Genomic DNA, 18,379 nt, shown 5'->3' on the forward strand with positions numbered 1-18,379 from the left:
ATCCTATGACTGCTGCTCTAATACTCCCATTTTCAAATGGTTGCAAGTATGTATTTGCTACTGGACTATAAGTTAATATAATTTGGATTGAAATCTATACATAAAATATAGTTTTTATTATTAATTCCTTTAAACTTTTCCGAAATAGTAATACATAAGTTTCCACTAGCTAATGATATATATGGATCAGTTACATATTTGTTAAGACCCATATTTTCTAAAAAATAATAATATTTCTTTAAGGAATGGTCTGTGCCTTTTTTGGCAGGTTTGAATATCAAAGACTTTTGAGAAAGCATGTTCCTAAATCGAGTAATAGTATCGCTAACCTGCATGCCTGATTCATCTAAAACATATACACATTCAAAAACATCATACCTAGCAATAACGTCATTTAGTTTTGTTGTAAACTCACTTTCTTTAATAGTTGAGAGTTGGTCTATTATGTTGTTTAACAATTCTTCATACTTCTTATGATTTGACTTTTCAAATTCTATCTGCTCAGTTTTGTATTTTTTATATTGTGAAGCTATATAATGAACTTTCTCTTCCACTGAACTTAAAAGATCAGAATTAATATCTTCATACTGTCCAAAATAATTTCCTTGAAGCATATCAGCGCCTAACTCCATGGAAGCTATTGCCTGGCCTTCTAAAGTAATGCCATCAGCAACTATTAGTGCACTTATTTTTTTAGATAGATTAACTAGTGATTTAAATATTTCTTGTTTATAAAAGTCCATTTCTATATCTTTAGTGATGGATTCACTTATTTTAATTATGTCTGGTTCTACATTAGATATTTTATCTAAGTTCGCAGATCCTGATCCTATAGTCACTGAAACAAGGAATCCCTTGCTTCTATAAGAATTAATAAACTGCTGCAATACTTCAACATTCTCTATGTTATTTTCATATATCTCAAGAACTACATTTTGTGGATTAATATTAAATTTGTTAACAAGATCTAAAATAATTCCAGAGCCTACAAACTTTGAGATTACAGCCATATTTATAGTGATAAATAGAAGCTTATCGTCATTGATACAAATTTTATTAAATTCTTTAACAATTTTTTCTCTTATTGACCTATCTAAATCAATTTCACAGTTGGATCTTTCTGCATAATAAAACAACTTATTTAAAGGAATAAATTTGCCATTTAAATCAGCACCCATGCTTATGCCGTCTAATCCAACTACTGATTTCCTTACAACAGACACAATAGGCTGAAACTTAGAATCAATAACTAAATTATCAAGCTCATTTTTAATATCTATTTTACTTTTCATAATAAAATCACCTCTCATCATTATTATTAGTATGAATTTGAAAGATATAATAATACCTTGTAAAAATAGTTAACCTTAAAGACCATGCCAGTTAAACCAGCACGGTCTTCAATCTCACTATGGAGCGGGTGAAGGGAATCGAACCCTCGTAACTAGCTTGGGAAGCTAGCACTCTGCCATTGAGTTACACCCGCAGAGACATAAAACATCAAAATCTCTGATTTTGCTATGTTTTAGTCCTTCTCAGTTTTACTAAGAAGTTCATTGATTTTGTTATGTTTTAATCCTCCTCAATTCATTAAGGAGTTTCATTCCAGCAGCATTATAGACAAGCTGAATATTATTTAATTGGTGCAGGTGAAGGGAGTCGAACCCCCATGCCTAAGGCGCTAGATCCTAAGTCTAGTGCGTCTGCCAATTCCGCCACACCTGCATATAATTATAAAACATAAAGAATTGTGCTCTTACTATGTTTTAATCCTTAATGTATCAACCTTAATTACTTTTTAACAACTGCTGATACATTATATGTTACCATTTTTAAACATAATTTAGCTTTATATTTTGCATCATTATATTTAAATACGTAGCAAATACTTTAGTTTTCGCCCTAGATTCTTTAAATATTGTATATTGACACACGGGGGCATGTGTATTCTACTATTCTTCTTCCCATATCATCTTAGCTAATGGAAATGGCTCTAAGGCTCTATCTAAGATGCCGTGAACATATGCTATTAATATCCCATAATTTACAATTGGAATATTAAATTCTTTAGCGTCTTCAATTCTACTAATCATAGCAGCTCTATTCAACATACATCCACCACAGTGAACTATTAATGAATATCTCTTAACTTCTTGTGTAAAAGTGACTCCAGCTGTATATTCAAAGTCAATTTTTTTACCTGTAATTTGTCTTATCCATCTTGGAATTTTTACTCTTCCTATATCATCAGCCTGTCTATGATGAGTACACCCTTCTGAAATAAGTATTTTATCTCCATCCTTTAATTTTTTTATCTCTTTAACACCCTTTATAAGTTCTACTAAATCGCCCTTATATCTTGCAAATAATATTGAAAAGGATGTCATTAGAATGTCTTTAGGAGTATCTGCTGCTACCTTTAAGAACACCTGAGAATCTGTAATTACTAGCTTTGGCTTCTTAGCTAAGTTTTCTAAGGTTTCCTTAAGTTCATATTCTTTTGTTACTATAGATATAGCATCACTTTCTAAAATATCTCTTATTGTTTGCTGCTGAGGCAGTATAAGTCTTCCTTTTGGTGCTGCCTTATCTATTGGCGTAACTAATACAACAAAGTCTCCTGGATTTATTAAATCCCCTACAATTTTAAACTTATCTTCATCCTCTGGAAGAATACTAATAATCTTATTTTTCAATTCTTTTATTCCCTGCTTTGTAGCTGCGGATACAAGAACTACAGGTATATTTAGTTCCTTTTTTAGAAAATCCGATTGCTCCTCTTTTACATCAGTTTTATCAATCTTATTTAACACTGCAACAACAGGAATTTTCTTTTCTTTAATCTGATCTATTATAAATTTATCATAATCGTTAACGCCAACAGAAGAATCAATTACTACTAATGCAATATCAGTCTTGTCTAAAACTTCTAAGGTTTTTTTCTTTCTGAGCTCCCCTAATTCTCCTATATCATCAAGTCCTGCGGTATCTATGATGACACAAGGTCCAATAGGTAGTATCTCCATAGATTTATAAACAGGGTCTGTTGTTGTACCCTTAACATCAGATACAATAGCTATTTCCTGATCCGTAACTGCATTTATTATACTGGATTTACCTGCATTTCTCATACCAAAAAGTGCAATATGTACTCTTTCAGAACGTGGTGTTTCATTTAAACTCATTTGTATACCCCCTATTATTTACCTGGAATCCCTGGTCTTGTCACCTCAAAGGGATTTAGTACTTGATCTATTTTATCCTTTGAAAGTATATTTTCTTCATAAAGAATCTCCCTTATAGTTTTTCCTTCCCTTAAAGCTTGCTTGGATATTTCACTGGATTTATCATATCCAATATGATGAATAAGGGCTGTTACCATAGCAGTTGACTTTTCAAGATTTTCTCTACATTTTTCTTCATCTACTTTTATTTCTTCTATGCATCTCTCTCTAAATATAATAACTGCATTGTTTAAAAGTTCAAGGGATTCTAAAAGACTTTCAGCTATTAGTGGAGTAAAGGCGTTTAGCTCAAGCTGTCCCATAGAACTTGCCATTGTAATAGCACTATCGTTAGCAATTACTCTCATGCTCACCTGCGCTACCATCTCTGGAATAACAGGATTTACCTTTCCAGGCATAATTGTTGATCCAGCCTGAACTTCAGGTAGCTTTAGTTCTCCAAGCCCTCCTTTTGGTCCTGAACTCAATAGTCGAAAATCATTTGAAATTTTCAACAAATTTACGCTACAAGATTTTAATAGACCCGAAACTTCCACATAAACATCACAATTTTGAGTTATATCCATAGGAAAATCAGACCTGGCAATGCCAAGCTTTGTTAAATCTTGAATAACATCAGTTATCATGTATATGAATTTATTTGTAGCATTTAAACCAGTTCCAATGGCAGTGCCTCCAAGATTTACTTGCCTCAATCTTTCTTCTACCTTATATATTCTCCACCTATCTCTTTCAATTGCCTTTGCATAGGCACCGAAACCCTGTCCAACCATCATAGGCAGAGCATCCATAAGCTGTGTTCTCCCTAACTTTATTACATCTGAAAACTCATTTTCCTTTACCTGCAAAGCTTCTTGAAGATCAGCTAAAGAGTTGCTTAGTTTTCTTATAAGACGAATTGCCGCAATTCTTAAACCAGTAGGGTATACATCATTAGTAGACTGAGACATATTAACATCATTTAAAGGATGAATAACATCATAGTTTCCTTTTTTCTCATCAAGAAGTTCTATGGCTCGGTTTGCTATTACTTCATTAACATTCATGTTAGTGGAGGTGCCTGCACCTCCTTGAAAGGCACTTATAGTAAATTCATCATTAAGTTTCCCCTCTATTACTTCATTACTAGCCTGAATTATCGCTTCTGCTTTTTCTGCTTGGAGATTATTTAAATTCTTGTTTACTATAGCAGCTGCCTTTTTGATTAATGCAATATCCTTAATTAAATTATGATTTACTGTTTTACTATGTAAATTAAAATTTTCCAATGCTCTTATTGTATTTATCCCGATATAACTTGAATCTTCAATCAACTTTTTCCCTATTAGATCTTTTTCTATCCTATTTGCCAAAGTAACTCCCCCCTTTTGCATAACAAATCTCTTAATTATATATTAGCATAAACCAGTACAAATTGCAGTTTACATTTTACTTCATAATCATCATTTTACTATCTGATGTTGCAATAAGTTGACTATCATTATTGAAGGCTTCGGCGTACATATTTACTATAGTATTGCCTTTATGTTTCATATAAACTTTAACTGTAAGAGTGTCATTCTTGTATATAGGTTTGTGATAGTTGGTGTTTAAGTCTAAAGAAACAGCTTCTTTTCTTGTAGCCATTTTATTTAGTAACCCGTAAGCGTTATCAAAGGCTGCAGAAATAAAGCCGCCCTGCATTGCATTAAAAGGATTGAGATACCATTCTAGCACTGGGAATCGTATCTCAAATAGTTCATCGGACATATACTGCACAAAAGTAGGCTCCATTACATCTACACAATTGGGAAACTTGCTAATTATTACATCTTCTATCCCCTGTTTTTTAGCATTAGCTAAAAATTCTTTTGTATATTTTATCATTAGTATTCCCTCCATTAGTAGCAACTGTCCATATAGGTTTATTGCTCACATTGTCAAAGTTCCATATGAACTTTTCAAGTCCATCGGATTATACCAATATCTCTACTCCGCTTTCTGTAACAAGTATAGTATGCTCCCATTGAGCTGATAATGAACCATCCTTAGTAACAACTGTCCAATCATCCTCAAGGGTAACACACTTATAACTGCCCTCATTTATCATAGGTTCTATAGTGAATACCATACCAGGTAATAAAAGCACACCTTTACCAGATCTAGCAAAATGGTCTACATGTGGTTCTTCGTGGAACTTTAAACCAATTCCATGTCCCCCTAAATCTCTTACCACAGAATATCCTAATTTATTACAGTAATTCTCGATAGCTATACCTACCGAATTAAGATCTCCATAAGGCTTTACTTCATTAATTCCTATATATAAAGCTTCTTTAGCTGCTTCAACAAGTTTTACTGCATTTTCACTAGCTTCACCTACTACAAACATTCTACTTGCATCAGAATAGTAACCATTTAATATTGTGCTTACATCTACATTAATGATATCACCATTTTTCAATGGTCTATCTTCTGGTATACCGTGACATATAACATCATTTATAGATGTACACACACTTTTAGGAAAACCACCATAATTCAATGGGGCTGCAATTGCTCCGCTTTTAATAGTATACTCACTAACCCAATCATCTATCTCATTAGTAGTCACTCCTACTTTAATTCGCTCTCCTACCATATCTAATATTTCATTAGTAATTTTACCACTTTTTCTGATACCTTCAATCTGCTCTGGTGTTTTTATAATATTTAGATTCGGAATTATAAATCCTTGCTCTTCATATACATATAGTTTTTTATCTTCTTCCATGTGACATTTTTTATATTTCTTACCGCTGCCACACCAACATAAATCATTTCTACTTGGTCTTTTCATTAAATACATCTCCAATCAAATATTTGTTTTCATAGTATAACATAAAATAGTAATACCATTAATATACTATCATTTAATATACTATAATACCAAATTTTACTCGATAATAATAGAATAAGTTACTATTTTTCAGCAAAACATTTACATGAATTTAAAGTTCCTTACTTTAAGTTTAACATATGCTAGTATGTGAATTAAATGTCCATTTTCCAATCTTCTATAACGCTTGCAACTTTGTTATCATGTGCATAGTTGAAACGTATTAGTTTTAGTAGTATAATAAAAATTACAGAACACGTGTACATGAAGTGAAAGCTTGAATCAGATGGAGTTTCAAACTCCACCTGATTCTTAGTTGAACGAATCCAAGGACGTACCCGCTCTTTACTTTCACTTTGAAGAAAAGCGATTCACAGAGTGCGTATGGGAGTATTAGAGCGGGTAGTCATCGGATAGAGCATTTTATAAAAATACATTGGCAAATGTATTTTTTTAATGCATGTGTATTTACTTAAAATATGCATAAATTAAGGATAGTTTATTATGAGTAAGGAAAATACTTGTTTCTACTGCGAAAAGGATCAGAGACTAAAAGATTTAATGATTGAAGTATGCCAGCTTAACGCATCTACTGTTTATTTATTTAAAGAACAAAGCTACAAAGGAAGATGTGTTGTTGCTTACAAAGATCATGTAAACGAATTATTTGAATTAGAAGATGCAGATCTTGAATTATATATGAAAGATGCAAAAAAGGTTGCAGCTGCAATAAAAAAAGCTTTTTCACCTAATAAGATAAACTATGGAGCATATTCAGATAAGCTTCCCCATCTTCATTTCCACATAGTTCCTAAGTATGAAAATGGACATACTTGGGGCGGTACTTTTGAAATGAATCCTGGAAAAGTATTGTTAACTGATGAAGAATATGCTGAAATAATCGCTTCTATAAAGAAAAACTTATAATTTAAATAGACTGCCTCACTCTAGAAATAACTTTCTAATTTTGAGGCAGTTCCTATTCTATAACTATTTTTCAGCTGTATCTCCTTCTATATTTCTAATAATTGCAGTTTGATCTGGTAAATCCCCAATCTCAGTCTTAATCTCCGTCCAGTCCCCTACTAAATTTCCATTATAACTTCTAAGATACTCATGAAGATTATCTGAATTAACATGGCTGTTCTCATTTACAATTACAGTCAGCCTATTTATCCTTAAAATTTTATTACTCTTACAGCATCCCTCTAATCCCTGTGATATTTTATTTAACAATATAGTATCATGCATATGCTAATACCCCCTTATATTTAATTTTCAGATCTTAAAATATTTCTCAGGAAATTTTTACATTGAGCCTTTAGTTGTCCTACTTTAGGTAGATCTTCTAATATTTTTACATTTCCGTCATGGCATGTCTTAAATCCCTTTGTTAAATCCTTTCCCGCATATAGACCAAAATGTGTTCCTCCACCCCAAGGTGGTGATAAACTTATATCATATACTATGCTATAAATAGCTACGTAGGCGGGTCTCCCATTGGCTCCATCATATTTCCCTAATTCCTCTATAGTAAATATCTTTTGTGTTTCCACTGCCATATTATTTCGCACTTTTTCCTTGGATAGTATATTTATTAATGTTTTTGCTTCTTCTGTTTTCTTTTTTATTAAATATCCATAATAGTTTTTAGCATATGGACAAATGTTAGCCATCATTCTTTCACTATAGTAACTTATTTTATGATTAATACTGTAAAGCTTTTGAATCAAATGAAAATCCAACTTATTTTCACTCCTTACTCTAGATGCTAGTACTTAGATCTAACTTCTAAAACTTTTGCTTCAATATATCTACAAACCTCTTCTGAAATTATCGGAACTTTCCTTTCTAACTCTTTACTCAGCCCTAATTTAAAGCTGACGTTACTTACTTCAATTGCAACAATATATCCCTTTACATACTTATAGTATAGTTTTATTAAATCTATTACACTGCAACTATGCTGAGTATAGATCTTTTTCCTGTGTTTATAATCTTCTAAGTTTGAAATTGTTATTTCTCCAGGATTTTTACCATAATAAGAAGCATCTATTATAAACAAAATGTCTCCTTCTTCTATCGAAGCTATACAATACTTAAAATCCGTTTCTCCAATTAGAACTTCAATATTATTATTTATAAGTCTCTCTCTTATTTTTTCTACCACTATAATAGCAATACCATCGTCCTCCATCAAAGTATTTCCTATAGCAATAGCTTTAATCTTCATATAAGAATTTCAATGTCAATTGGCTCATAATTGTCACTTATTAGATGGGTTGCACAGGAAACACAAGGATCAAAAGATCTAATAATTCTTCCAACCTCCACCGGTTCCTTTATATTATTTATTTTTGTTCCTATTAAGGATTTTTCACCTACTCCAGCTCTACCTGAACCATCTTTAGATCCCATATTCCAAACTGTAGGAGTAATGATGTTGTAGTATTTTATAAGTTTATTCTCTATTTTGACCCAATGTCCTAGGGCTCCTCGAGTGGTATCTACTAAACCTATGCCAAAAGCTTGGTCTGGAACATCATATATTTTTTGATTATTAGGTACTAACTGAATACGTTCTACTAACTTTTCCATTATATCTATAACTTTCTTAGTTTCTAGTACCCTAGCAATATTTCTATCCATACAGGAACTGCCTCCGCTATATTCCCTAGCCAGTATTAATCTAGCCAAAGGACCTACTTCCATAGAGTATCCATCATAGTGAGGGGATTTTATAAAACTATAAGCTTCCTGCTTAGATAAATTGATAAACTCCTCAGTGTCATCAGTAGGCTTTTCTATTTCTTTATTATTTGTATACCAACTATTAGTTATATTCTCAGTAATTCTGTTACTATCTAGGCTAGATTGCTGTCCATTTATTAGCACTGAAGGTTTTACATAAGTTATTTGTGGATCAAGATATTTATCAAAGAGTCCATAACTCATGAAGTTACCATAAGCCTTTCCTTTTTCAAAGTAATCAGAATAATATTTAGCTATTGTATACACATCTTCTATCATATATTCATTAATAAACTGCTTTATAATGTAGATAATTGCTGAAACCTTTGATAATTTATATGCATCTATATTAACAGTAACTCCACCAACAAAAATACCATGAGCGTGAGGAGTCTTTCCTCCTAATACAGACAATCCTTCATGTGCTAATCTACTATACTGTATACTTCTAATGTAATGATCACTTATTTTTTTATTTATTTCTTCTGGCAATCTATAATCACTATATTGTTCAGAATGTAATGGCCCTATATCTGGCATTTTCACATAACTTGGTATAGTCAAATTATAAAAATGTCTTAAATGATTTTGCATAAGTTCAAAACCATGCATCAAGTCCCGTATATATGAATCATTTACACTTATCTCCACCTTTAAAGCATTCTCTAATGCTGCTGTGGAAGCTAATGCATGTGCTGTAGAACATATACCACATATCCTTTCCGTGAAATATATGGCATCTAAAGGTTTCCTGTTTCTTAGCATTTTTTCGAAGCCTCTAAATAATAATCCACTAGTTTCTGCATTGACAATAGTATTCTCCTCTACCTCTACTTTAGTTTCTAAAAAACCGCTAATTCTTGTGATAGGATCAATCTTTATAGTTTTTCCCATAGCGCCCTCCTAATATCTTACAAACGGTTCCATTCCATCAGGAAACCTAGGTTGTGCACAGCCAATACAGTTAGTATTGTCTCCAATTGGCCAGTTAACGTACCCATTCCACTTTCTACTTGGACAATCTGTTTTTGTCACTGGACCTCTACAGCCCAATTTAAACATACAACCCTCTTCTCCAAATTTTCCAGCAAAAATACCTTTATCAAAAAATCCTCTTCTTGTGCAGGTATCATGAATGGTTACTCCATAGAAAAGAAGAGGCCTTCCTTCGTTATCTAGCTCAGGCTTTCCAAAAGAAACTAAGTGAGCTAAAGTTCCCACTACCCAATCCGGATGACAAGGACAGCCTGGCAATTTTATAACCTCAGAATTTATTAACTTATCAACACTTTTACTTCCCGAAGGATTAGGTCTTGCTGCTGAGATCCCGCCATAGGATGCGCAAGTTCCCACAGCTACAACATATTTTGCTTTTTCACCAGCCATTTTTATAGCCTCTAAGGCAGTAACAGGCTTACCTTCATAATTAGCAATAATATTATAAAAACCATTTTCTTTTGTGGAAACAGCACCATCTACTAATAATATAAATTCGGTATTAAGAGTATCTAAAAACTCTTTAAAAGCAAAGTCTCCCTCTGAAGTCATTAGCGTATTATTATATTTTAAGTTTATTACTTCCGTTAATATATAGTCTAATCCAGGATTCTCGCTATTTAAAAAAGAAATAATATTGCCAGAGCAACCTGTTACCTCAAGGCATATAGCATTTAATTTTTTCACATGTCTATTTTTAATTAATTCTTCGCACTGCTGTAAAAGTGCCTTTGAAGTAATTTCTTTTTCCATTGTTAAAGGGCATACTAATTTTTCCTGCAAACCCCCACCTCATTTTATTGTAAAATCTCTACCCTAATTATATGAGCAACTTAGGAAAATATTACTATAATCATACCGGTGTAAAAGTAGATATTAAAAAAATAAACCTCGAACTTTTTAAAGGTCGAGGTTTACAGATAATCTAAGGACTTTAGCAATTTTGCTAAAGTCCTTAGATTGTACAGAGCTTTTATCCGATGACTATCCGCTCTAATACTCCCATCTTCTCCAAAGTGGGCGTAAAGAGCGGCTACGTCCCTGGATTCGTTCAACTAAGAATCAGGTGGAGGTTAAATGCCTAAATGGCATTTAACGGGCAAAGCCCCGTGGTCGTAGACAAACTCCATCTGATTCAATTTTCACTTCATAATTAATCTATATGAAACTAATACTTAAATAAGCACATTCTTTGCAATATTCCACAGTTTGCTGAGCAGTCTTGCACACAGCATCAGCTCCTACATACTTACAAGTACCCTCATCAACAGGTCCTCCTCCAATCAATATCTTAACCTCTTTTCTAAGACCTGCATCTTCAATTGCCTGTATACACTCCTTTACATTATCAAAGCAATTTGTAAGAAGACATGAAATCCCCACTACTTTAGCCTTATATTGCTTTATAGCTTCAATAAATCTTTCTGGTGGTACATCAACTCCCAAGTCCACTACCTCAAAATCATTACTACTCATAAAGGTGTTAACAATATTTTTACCAACATCATGAATATCACCATAAATAGTTCCTATAACAAAAATTCCGTACTTGGATGTTCCAGAAGGTATGGTTTCCCCTAATATCTTTGAAGCTTCTTTAAATATTTCCCCGGATATAATGAGTTCAGACATGAAATATTTTTTTTCCTCAAACCTTTTTCCCACTATTCCAATACCTTCTTGAAGATATCCAATAATTTTTAATACAGGTATATTCCTGCTTATAAGATTCTTTACTTCTGCAATCACAAGATCTTCATTAAGTTCTGCCATTGCTTCTACAAGTTTCTTACTCATAAAATGCCCTCCTGCAATTATATACTTATATATAAACTATCATAAATAACCTTCTAAAACATCTTACATAATGTATAAATTAAATGTATAAAAACAGACACTATGATTAATATAATTTCCTACCTAATGTTGTATTATCTTACTATAAAGATGTATTTTTCTACATTATAACATATTTTCAAATTAACTCTTTAATTTAAATAAAAGATGATATATTATTTTATATAAGGGGTGGTTAAATGGAAATGAAACTAAGTAATTTCTTAAATAAAATAAGGACTTACAATCCTGAATTATATATTTCGCAAAAAGAAGGCATTTTAATTAAAGCAGTTAAACTTCTTGATAAAGATCAAACTCTATTTGAGTCTAATTATTTGTATATAGGAAAAACTTCAAATCTTCCAAAAGTGCTGCCACAAGACCATTATATAAACATACTTTGTATTACAAATAACAATTTACCTTCTAAGTATAAAAAAAGCCCTATGCTAAACTTAATAGCATTAAATAATAATATGGATATCATTACAATTTTTAACGAAGTACAAGATATGTTGACAAAGCAACAACAGCTTGCCCTTAACTCAGCAAAGCTATTAGATTGCCTAGTCAGCGAAAAAGGTATTGAACATATAGTAAACATAGGGTCTGATCTTCTTAATAATCCTATATGCATCATAGATCTTAGCTTCAAGCTTCTAGCTGCTTCAAAAAAAATCCAAGTAGATGATCCTATATGGATTGAACTCCTCACAAAGGGATATTGCTCCTTTGATTTTGTCTCTATGTCAAATGCAGAAAAGTTTATTGAACTAGTTCATACAAGCAATTCTCCAGTTTTTATGAGCAAGGATAAATTTAGAATTCCTCGTATAGTATCAAATATTAAGGTTAATAACAAAGTGGTAGGATATGTTGTAGCATTGGAATGTGAAAAATCCTTTAATGAAGATGATTTGGAATTAATTTTTCTCCTATGTAAAGTATTATCTTCAGAAATGCAAAAAAATAAGTTTCTTCAGAATACCAAAGGCTTAAGATATGAAAATTTTATCATTGATTTGCTGTGTGGTGAAAAAATGGATACAAGCACCATTGAAGAAAGATTAAATTTTCTTGACTTACATTTTAAAAATAATATTTATGTACTTACTGTAAAAGTATCCCAAAATAATTTTGGAAATGTTTCTCTATATCGAATTAGAGATACTATTGATTATATGCTTGTGGATAGTAAATCTATTATATATAACGATACTATAGTTGTAGTAATAAGTCGTAATAATAAAATATCCACTCACGAAAACAGCTTTGCAAAATTAACAGAGTTTTTGAAAAAAAATAAAATTCATGGTGGATTAAGTCGTTGTTTTCACAGCCTCATTGACATACAAGAATATTACCATCAGGCTTTAAAGTCTATTGAACTTGGAGTAGCCTTGAAAACAAATAAATTTCTTTTTTTATACGAGGACTTTGCAGTATACCATCTTTTAGAAACTTGTTCTAAGCAAAATGATTTAGAAAACTTTTGCCATGCCTCAATATATGATTTAATGGAATATGACAAAAAAAATAATACAGATTACATGAAGTGTCTTTATACTTATCTGATAAATGAAAAAAGCCAGTTAGAAACAGCAGAAGTTTTAAGCATTTGTCGAAGCACTTTAGCACATCGTATTGAAAAAATTCAACGTATTATGAATATCAATCTAAATGATGCCATTACAACCTTTAGACTTATTCTAACTTTCATAATACTTGAGTATGCTGATGGTACTAAATTCGTGGACAATCTCCACAACAAGAGAAAACTACATATTTATGGAGGCACTAGCAATGAATAATTATAAAGTTACTTTTGAACCAGTTGGAGAGGAAATAGTTGTCCCTGAAGGAAGTTCACTAAAAGAATCAATTGCAAAAGCAGGTTTAGATTTTGATTTTCCTTGTGGGGGCAGAGGAACCTGTGGAAAATGCCGAATTAAAGTTTTAGGAAAACATTTAAGTCCCACAGAAAAAGAGATTAAATATCTGGAAGAAGAAGAACTTTCAGAGGGTATACATCTTGCCTGTGAAATACAAGTTTTTGATGATATAACTGTGCAACTGAATACAGGAAAAGAACAGGTGCATAATATACTACAATCTTCCGTTGAAAGATCTTTTATTATTGAACCTCTTCTAAAAAAGAATTATTCGGAGGTAGAGTTACCTTCTTTACATGACCAAAAATCTGATTTAAAACGTTTAAAAGAAACACTCACATTGCAAAATCATGACTATGAAGATTTAAAAATAAGTATTCCTGTTCTACAGGACTTACCTTTTAGTCTTCGTGAAGCACAACATCATGTTACTGTAATTATTGACGAAAATGAAATATTAGGGATAGAAAAAGATGATACCACTGGAATAATGCTAGGTGTTGCCTTTGATATTGGTACTACAACTATTGTAGGATATCTATTAGATTTGCATACTGGAAAGGAACTAGCTGTTGCTTCTTCACTAAATCCACAGGTTAAATTTGGTGCAGACGTAATCTCCCGTACTACCTATGCCAACCAGAATATAGATGGTGTAAAAATGATGCAGTCTGCCCTTTTAAAAGTACTTGATAAATTAATTGGAGACACCTTAGAAAAGTCAGGCATGTCAAGAGATGAAGTTTATGCCATAACCGTCGTTGGAAACACCTGCATGCACCATCTTTTCTTAGGTTTAAGCCCTAAATACATTGCAGCTGTACCTTATGTTCCCGTAGTAAGCGAGCCTTTAGATTTAAAAGCTTCAGATTTTCAGTTTCACATTAATCCTGCAGGTAGGGTTTTCGTGCTTCCAAACATTGCTGGATTTGTAGGCGCAGACACAGTGGCAGTAGTTTTAGCTACTGAAATGGACAAGAGTAAAGATATAAAATTGGCCATAGATATTGGTACAAATGGTGAGATGGTACTAGGTTCCTCTGAAAAACTTTTTTCTTGTTCCACAGCAGCAGGTCCTGCCTTTGAAGGAGCTCAAATAAGCAGCGGAATGAGAGGTGCTGCAGGGGCTATCGATCATGTACAATTTAGTGAAACAATGACTTATACGGTTATTGGTAATGAAAAACCTCAAGGAATTTGTGGGTCTGGTCTGCTGGATACAATTGCTGGACTTGTAGAGCTTGGGATCATTAATAAAAGAGGTAAACTACTCTCTCCAGATCAGTTTACTAATCCTATTGCAAAAGCCTTTGAAAAACATATTATTAACTATAAAGATGCAAATGCTTTTTTAATGGTACCTGAATCTGAAACAGCCCACGGCAGGCCTATCATGATTACCCAAAATGATATAACCTCACTACAATTAGCTAAAGGTGCTATCTCAGCAGGTATTAAGATACTTATTGAAGAATGCAAAATAACCATTAACGATATAAAAGAAGTCCTCTTAGCTGGCGCTTTTGGAAATTATATGGACCCACACAGCGCCTGTATAATTGGTCTAATACCAAAAGAGCTTGAGAGTAGAATAAGAATGGTAGGAAATGCTGCAGGCACTGGTTCGAAGCTTGCTTTGATATCACGCAGCGAATACAACCGTTCTGATATCATTGCCACTACCGTAAAATACATTGAATTAGCTGCCCAAAAACACTTCAATAAAGAATTTGCAAAAGGAATGCAATTTTAAGCTAAGTTTTCACTTATAGGCGCATACAACCAAAAGTAGACTTACACTCCGGAAAATGTTCCTGAAGTATAAGTCTACTTTCTTGTTTATCTATATACTTGTGCTCTCTGATTTTCTTACTGCAATTTCTTTTTGCATCTTTTGAAGACTAGTAGGTGTAATTTTATAAAGCAATACAATGAAAATTAAACCTACTACCATAATAACTGCTGGAATTAATGCTATTCCATTTTTTATACCACTTATCAATTGTGCTGTAGGCTTCATATTTGCGACATATCCTGATCCTACAAGAATAGCAGTTATAATAACACTTCTTAAAAATATAGCAGTTTTAATTGGAAAACTTATTAATGACATGATAAAACCTCTCGCATTCTTTCCTGTTTTCCATTCACCATATTCTACAGTAGAGGAATACATAGCAACACCTAATGCATCAGGAATTCCATATCCTAAATATGCTACAAACATTACTACCATAAAGGAAACATAATTCATTGGAAGTGCCCATACAACAAGCAATCCAACTATAAATGTTGAAATAGATAAAATGTAAGTGTTTCTTTCTCCAATTTTTTTGGCAATTGGATTAGTAAACGCAGCTCCAAAGAAACATACTACATTAAGACCTGTAAAAAATATGGTGATTACTGCTAGATTATTTACAACATATTTGAAATAATAAAATGCTAATCCAAAGATAACAAATCTTCCTAGATATCTACCAAGTTCACCTAACATCAATCCTATAAGAGGTGGATTTACTACTATTTGTTTTAACATCTCACCTACAGACATTTTTTCTTCTTTACCTGCTTGAGTAGATTCTCCACTATGTGCATAATCTTTTGTCATAAAGAATAATATATAATAACAAATAGTTAGGAAAATACCTGAAAGTATAACAGTTAAAGTATATCCCATCGCAGGATTACCACTAGCTTTACCAATAACCAATATTAATGGCATACCTATCAAAGAAAAAGCAATAGATCCTAAGGAATTAAACATTCCTCTATTTGATGCCATAGCAATTCTCTCTTCCCTTACCTGTGTCATTGAAGAGTTCATTGCTATATGTCCTGCGTAAAAAATGTTCCAGATTAAATGGCTGACTATAAATCCTATTGAAATTATAACCGCATTAGTTGATGCAGAGCCTATCTTAGAAAACTGTAATATGAAAAATAGCACTGCAAAAGGAGGTCCTACCAATAACCATGAACGATATTTACCCCATTTCATGTTACTCTTTTCCAATATGATACCTGCAGTAGGAACCCACACAATATCAAATATACTTGTAATCATCAATACAGTACCTGCTAATGCTGCAGGTATCTTAGCATAGTCCGTTAAGAATGCTGCAAAGTAGAATACCTCCATGTTTACAAATAACTGAAATCCAAAGGATGGTAATCCATAAAGATTAATAATGGACTTTTTTAAACTTTTCTCCATAATACTATCCCCTCCAATATTTTATAATAATTTAATTATATTAATCATAATATTCCATAAATAAAGACTAGTACTTATTGACTTTTGAATGTTAGGTAAGTTTAACTAAGAGTCAGGTTGGGTTTGAAACCCTATCTGATTCAAGTTTCCACTTCATATAGGTTATTTACCAGTTGCGGCTGAAATCATAGCTCTTACATTTTCAACCTTAGCATTCGGAGGTATTGAACATCCACTTGATAGAATAAATCCTGTTCCCATATCCTTTATAAGTTGAGCGGAATAATTGTATACTTCATCAGGAGTACCAAGAGCAAGTTTCGCTACTGGAACATCTCCTTTAATACATGCATTACTTCCAAGAATTTCTTTTATCTTATAGATATCTGTTCCTCCATCTGTTTCAAATACAATTTTTCCTTTTGGGAAATCCTTAAAATAATTAAGGTCACGCTCCCAGTTCCCATCAATGTGTATATTACATACAGCACCTTCTTCTATAACCGCATCTGCTGTCTCCTTAATATATTTCCATACAAAGCGCTCCCATAATTTAGGTGAGAAGAATTCACTAGCTCCACGGGCTGGTGAAAGGAATACTACTGAAGCTTTAGTATCTCTGATTTGTTTTCTAATTCCTTCAATTACTTCTTTTTGCATAACTTCTAGTGTTGCTTCAACCTTATCAGGAATCTTAAATAAGTCTCTCATAAACTTAACCATTGAGCGACCGCCGCCTAAGTATTCATTTACTGTTAAACATGTAGATTGTTTATATAGCACATATCCAGCATCAGTGATGTTTTTAGATGCTTGTGGTGCATAAGCTAAACTTTCCATAATCTCATCAACATTTATTTTTAATCTATCTCTCAAATACCCTGGTGCAAAACTACTCCAGCCTTTGCTTATAATTGTATCGTAATCTTCTGAAAACAACATTTCTGCTTCATCAAGCTGCCATAGCATATTATCAGCTAAGTCACGTCCTGGGAGTTTAACTCTTGCCAAAAATGTCAATGGGAATATAGGACCTGCAGAAAAGGCTGATTCACTTCCATCTACATCTCCTAAATCTTTTAATGATTCTAATATAATTTTATTTGATTCTTTTACACCTTTGCAAATGTCAGCTAATGTATATCCCATATGAGTAGCACAGAAACCGTCCATTTGTAATATAACTGGTGGTCTATCAGTTTTTTCTAATGCTAAAGTCTTATTTAATCTCTCTAAACGCTCATTGTATAATTCTTGTGTTGTTTTCATACTGCTACACCTCCACAAATTTTTTACAATAATCTACAGTACTCTGTGCATTCTTAGCTACTACATCTGCTTTTACATACTTACCAGTAGCCTCATCAACTGGTCCTCCGCCAATCAAAACCTTTACATCATTTCCAAGTCCTGCATCTTCTATAGCTTGTACACATTTCTTAACATTATCAAAACATGTAGTAAGAAGACATGAAATACCAACTACTTTAGGCTTGTACTGTTTTATAGCTTCAATAAATTTAGCTGTTGGTACATCAACCCCTAAATCGATTACTTCAAAGCCATTGCTTCTACCAACTTT

General features: G+C 32.6%; 16 protein-coding genes, 2 tRNA genes and 1 pseudogene. 3 read left to right on the plus strand and 16 right to left on the minus strand.

Going from position 1 to position 18,379, the window contains the following annotated elements; all coding sequences use genetic code 11:
* Window positions 1-65 precede the first annotated feature (65 nt).
* The 7 genes from CLMAG_RS24900 to CLMAG_RS24930 form a co-directional block, all read right to left on the minus strand.
* Window positions 66-1,292 carry an EAL domain-containing protein gene (locus CLMAG_RS24900; protein WP_066629110.1) on the minus strand — a complete coding sequence of 409 codons (1,227 nt, stop codon included), beginning with the start codon at window positions 1,290-1,292 and terminating at the stop codon, window positions 66-68.
* Between the two features lie 120 nt (window positions 1,293-1,412).
* Window positions 1,413-1,486 (minus strand) — tRNA-Gly (locus tag CLMAG_RS24905).
* Window positions 1,487-1,641: 155 nt separating this feature from the next.
* A tRNA-Leu gene (locus CLMAG_RS24910) sits at window positions 1,642-1,725 on the minus strand.
* A gap of 227 nt (window positions 1,726-1,952) precedes the next feature.
* Window positions 1,953-3,185, minus strand: a complete 1,233-nt coding sequence (gene hydF / locus CLMAG_RS24915) for a [FeFe] hydrogenase H-cluster maturation GTPase HydF (protein ID WP_066629113.1) — start codon at window positions 3,183-3,185, stop codon at window positions 1,953-1,955.
* Window positions 3,186-3,199: 14 nt separating this feature from the next.
* Window positions 3,200-4,618, minus strand: coding sequence for an aspartate ammonia-lyase (locus CLMAG_RS24920; RefSeq protein WP_066629122.1), 1,419 nt, complete (start codon window positions 4,616-4,618; stop codon window positions 3,200-3,202).
* Between the two features lie 55 nt (window positions 4,619-4,673).
* The gene (locus CLMAG_RS24925; RefSeq protein ID WP_161487027.1) at window positions 4,674-5,111 is read right to left on the minus strand and encodes a PaaI family thioesterase; all 438 of its coding nucleotides are present in this window, start codon (window positions 5,109-5,111) and stop codon (window positions 4,674-4,676) included.
* Between the two features lie 88 nt (window positions 5,112-5,199).
* Window positions 5,200-6,063: a methionyl aminopeptidase gene (locus CLMAG_RS24930; protein WP_066629125.1), complete on the minus strand. Its 864-nt coding sequence runs from the start codon at window positions 6,061-6,063 to the stop codon at window positions 5,200-5,202.
* 543 nt (window positions 6,064-6,606) lie between these two features.
* Here CLMAG_RS24930 and CLMAG_RS24935 point away from each other — a divergent pair.
* Window positions 6,607-7,029, plus strand: coding sequence for an HIT family protein (locus CLMAG_RS24935; protein WP_066629128.1), 423 nt, complete (start codon window positions 6,607-6,609; stop codon window positions 7,027-7,029).
* Between the two features lie 63 nt (window positions 7,030-7,092).
* On the opposite strand, the gene CLMAG_RS24940 is transcribed toward CLMAG_RS24935, so the two are convergent.
* From CLMAG_RS24940 to CLMAG_RS24965, 6 genes are all read right to left on the minus strand, one after another.
* Complete coding sequence (locus CLMAG_RS24940; RefSeq protein ID WP_066629131.1) at window positions 7,093-7,353, minus strand: hypothetical protein; 261 nt, start codon at window positions 7,351-7,353, stop codon at window positions 7,093-7,095.
* A 20-nt stretch (window positions 7,354-7,373) separates the two neighbouring features.
* Window positions 7,374-7,847, minus strand: coding sequence for a cytochrome b5 domain-containing protein (locus tag CLMAG_RS24945; protein WP_066629137.1), 474 nt, complete (start codon window positions 7,845-7,847; stop codon window positions 7,374-7,376).
* A 26-nt stretch (window positions 7,848-7,873) separates the two neighbouring features.
* Complete coding sequence (locus CLMAG_RS24950; RefSeq protein ID WP_073393401.1) at window positions 7,874-8,335, minus strand: hydrogenase maturation protease; 462 nt, start codon at window positions 8,333-8,335, stop codon at window positions 7,874-7,876.
* A complete protein-coding gene (locus CLMAG_RS24955; protein ID WP_066629139.1) occupies window positions 8,332-9,747 on the minus strand; it encodes a nickel-dependent hydrogenase large subunit in 1,416 nt (471 codons plus the stop codon). The genes CLMAG_RS24950 and CLMAG_RS24955 overlap by 4 nt, the downstream gene beginning before the upstream one ends.
* 9 nt (window positions 9,748-9,756) lie before the next feature.
* The gene (locus tag CLMAG_RS24960) at window positions 9,757-10,602 is read right to left on the minus strand and encodes a hydrogenase small subunit (RefSeq protein WP_066629495.1); all 846 of its coding nucleotides are present in this window, start codon (window positions 10,600-10,602) and stop codon (window positions 9,757-9,759) included.
* Window positions 10,603-11,007: 405 nt separating this feature from the next.
* Window positions 11,008-11,646: a cobalamin B12-binding domain-containing protein gene (locus CLMAG_RS24965; protein ID WP_066629141.1), complete on the minus strand. Its 639-nt coding sequence runs from the start codon at window positions 11,644-11,646 to the stop codon at window positions 11,008-11,010.
* Between the two features lie 239 nt (window positions 11,647-11,885).
* On the opposite strand from CLMAG_RS24965, the gene CLMAG_RS24970 reads away from it, so the two are divergent.
* Window positions 11,886-13,499 carry a PucR family transcriptional regulator gene (locus tag CLMAG_RS24970; RefSeq protein WP_066629143.1) on the plus strand — a complete coding sequence of 538 codons (1,614 nt, stop codon included), beginning with the start codon at window positions 11,886-11,888 and terminating at the stop codon, window positions 13,497-13,499.
* Window positions 13,492-15,333, plus strand: coding sequence for an ASKHA domain-containing protein (locus CLMAG_RS24975; protein ID WP_066629144.1), 1,842 nt, complete (start codon window positions 13,492-13,494; stop codon window positions 15,331-15,333). Before CLMAG_RS24970 ends, CLMAG_RS24975 begins: the two co-directional genes overlap by 8 nt.
* A gap of 90 nt (window positions 15,334-15,423) precedes the next feature.
* On the opposite strand, the gene CLMAG_RS24980 is transcribed toward CLMAG_RS24975, so the two are convergent.
* The 3 genes and pseudogenes from CLMAG_RS24980 to CLMAG_RS24990 all read right to left on the minus strand — a co-directional run.
* Entirely contained in the window at window positions 15,424-16,797 is a 1,374-nt protein-coding gene (locus tag CLMAG_RS24980; RefSeq protein WP_066629145.1) for an MFS transporter, read from the minus strand.
* Between the two features lie 162 nt (window positions 16,798-16,959).
* Entirely contained in the window at window positions 16,960-18,066 is a 1,107-nt protein-coding gene (locus CLMAG_RS24985) for a uroporphyrinogen decarboxylase family protein (RefSeq protein WP_066629151.1), read from the minus strand.
* Window positions 18,067-18,070: 4 nt separating this feature from the next.
* A pseudogene (locus CLMAG_RS24990) lies at window positions 18,071-18,376 on the minus strand (cobalamin B12-binding domain-containing protein); the annotation flags it as partial.
* Between the last annotated feature and the right edge of the window lie 3 nt (window positions 18,377-18,379).

The sequence above is a fragment of the Clostridium magnum DSM 2767 genome (assembly GCF_001623875.1).
Taxonomy (GTDB): domain Bacteria; phylum Bacillota; class Clostridia; order Clostridiales; family Clostridiaceae; genus Clostridium_AM; species Clostridium_AM magnum.

What these genes read in the sequence shown, in the direction of transcription:
- CLMAG_RS24970 (WP_066629143.1), top strand. Translation starts at nt 11,886, where the DNA reads ATGGAAATGAAACTAAGTAATTTCTTAAATAAAATAAGGACTTACAAT.
- CLMAG_RS24935 (WP_066629128.1), top strand. Translation starts at nt 6,607, where the DNA reads ATGAGTAAGGAAAATACTTGTTTCTACTGCGAAAAGGATCAGAGACTA.
- CLMAG_RS24965 (WP_066629141.1), bottom strand. Translation starts at nt 11,646, where the DNA reads ATGAGTAAGAAACTTGTAGAAGCAATGGCAGAACTTAATGAAGATCTT.
- CLMAG_RS24920 (WP_066629122.1), bottom strand. Translation starts at nt 4,618, where the DNA reads ATGCAAAAGGGGGGAGTTACTTTGGCAAATAGGATAGAAAAAGATCTA.
- CLMAG_RS24985 (WP_066629151.1), bottom strand. Translation starts at nt 18,066, where the DNA reads ATGAAAACAACACAAGAATTATACAATGAGCGTTTAGAGAGATTAAAT.
- CLMAG_RS24955 (WP_066629139.1), bottom strand. Translation starts at nt 9,747, where the DNA reads ATGGGAAAAACTATAAAGATTGATCCTATCACAAGAATTAGCGGTTTT.
- CLMAG_RS24900 (WP_066629110.1), bottom strand. Translation starts at nt 1,292, where the DNA reads ATGAAAAGTAAAATAGATATTAAAAATGAGCTTGATAATTTAGTTATT.
- CLMAG_RS24950 (WP_073393401.1), bottom strand. Translation starts at nt 8,335, where the DNA reads ATGAAGATTAAAGCTATTGCTATAGGAAATACTTTGATGGAGGACGAT.
- CLMAG_RS24975 (WP_066629144.1), top strand. Translation starts at nt 13,492, where the DNA reads ATGAATAATTATAAAGTTACTTTTGAACCAGTTGGAGAGGAAATAGTT.
- CLMAG_RS24940 (WP_066629131.1), bottom strand. Translation starts at nt 7,353, where the DNA reads ATGCATGATACTATATTGTTAAATAAAATATCACAGGGATTAGAGGGA.
- CLMAG_RS24980 (WP_066629145.1), bottom strand. Translation starts at nt 16,797, where the DNA reads ATGGAGAAAAGTTTAAAAAAGTCCATTATTAATCTTTATGGATTACCA.
- CLMAG_RS24930 (WP_066629125.1), bottom strand. Translation starts at nt 6,063, where the DNA reads ATGAAAAGACCAAGTAGAAATGATTTATGTTGGTGTGGCAGCGGTAAG.
- hydF (WP_066629113.1), bottom strand. Translation starts at nt 3,185, where the DNA reads ATGAGTTTAAATGAAACACCACGTTCTGAAAGAGTACATATTGCACTT.
- CLMAG_RS24925 (WP_161487027.1), bottom strand. Translation starts at nt 5,111, where the DNA reads ATGATAAAATATACAAAAGAATTTTTAGCTAATGCTAAAAAACAGGGG.
- CLMAG_RS24960 (WP_066629495.1), bottom strand. Translation starts at nt 10,602, where the DNA reads ATGGAAAAAGAAATTACTTCAAAGGCACTTTTACAGCAGTGCGAAGAA.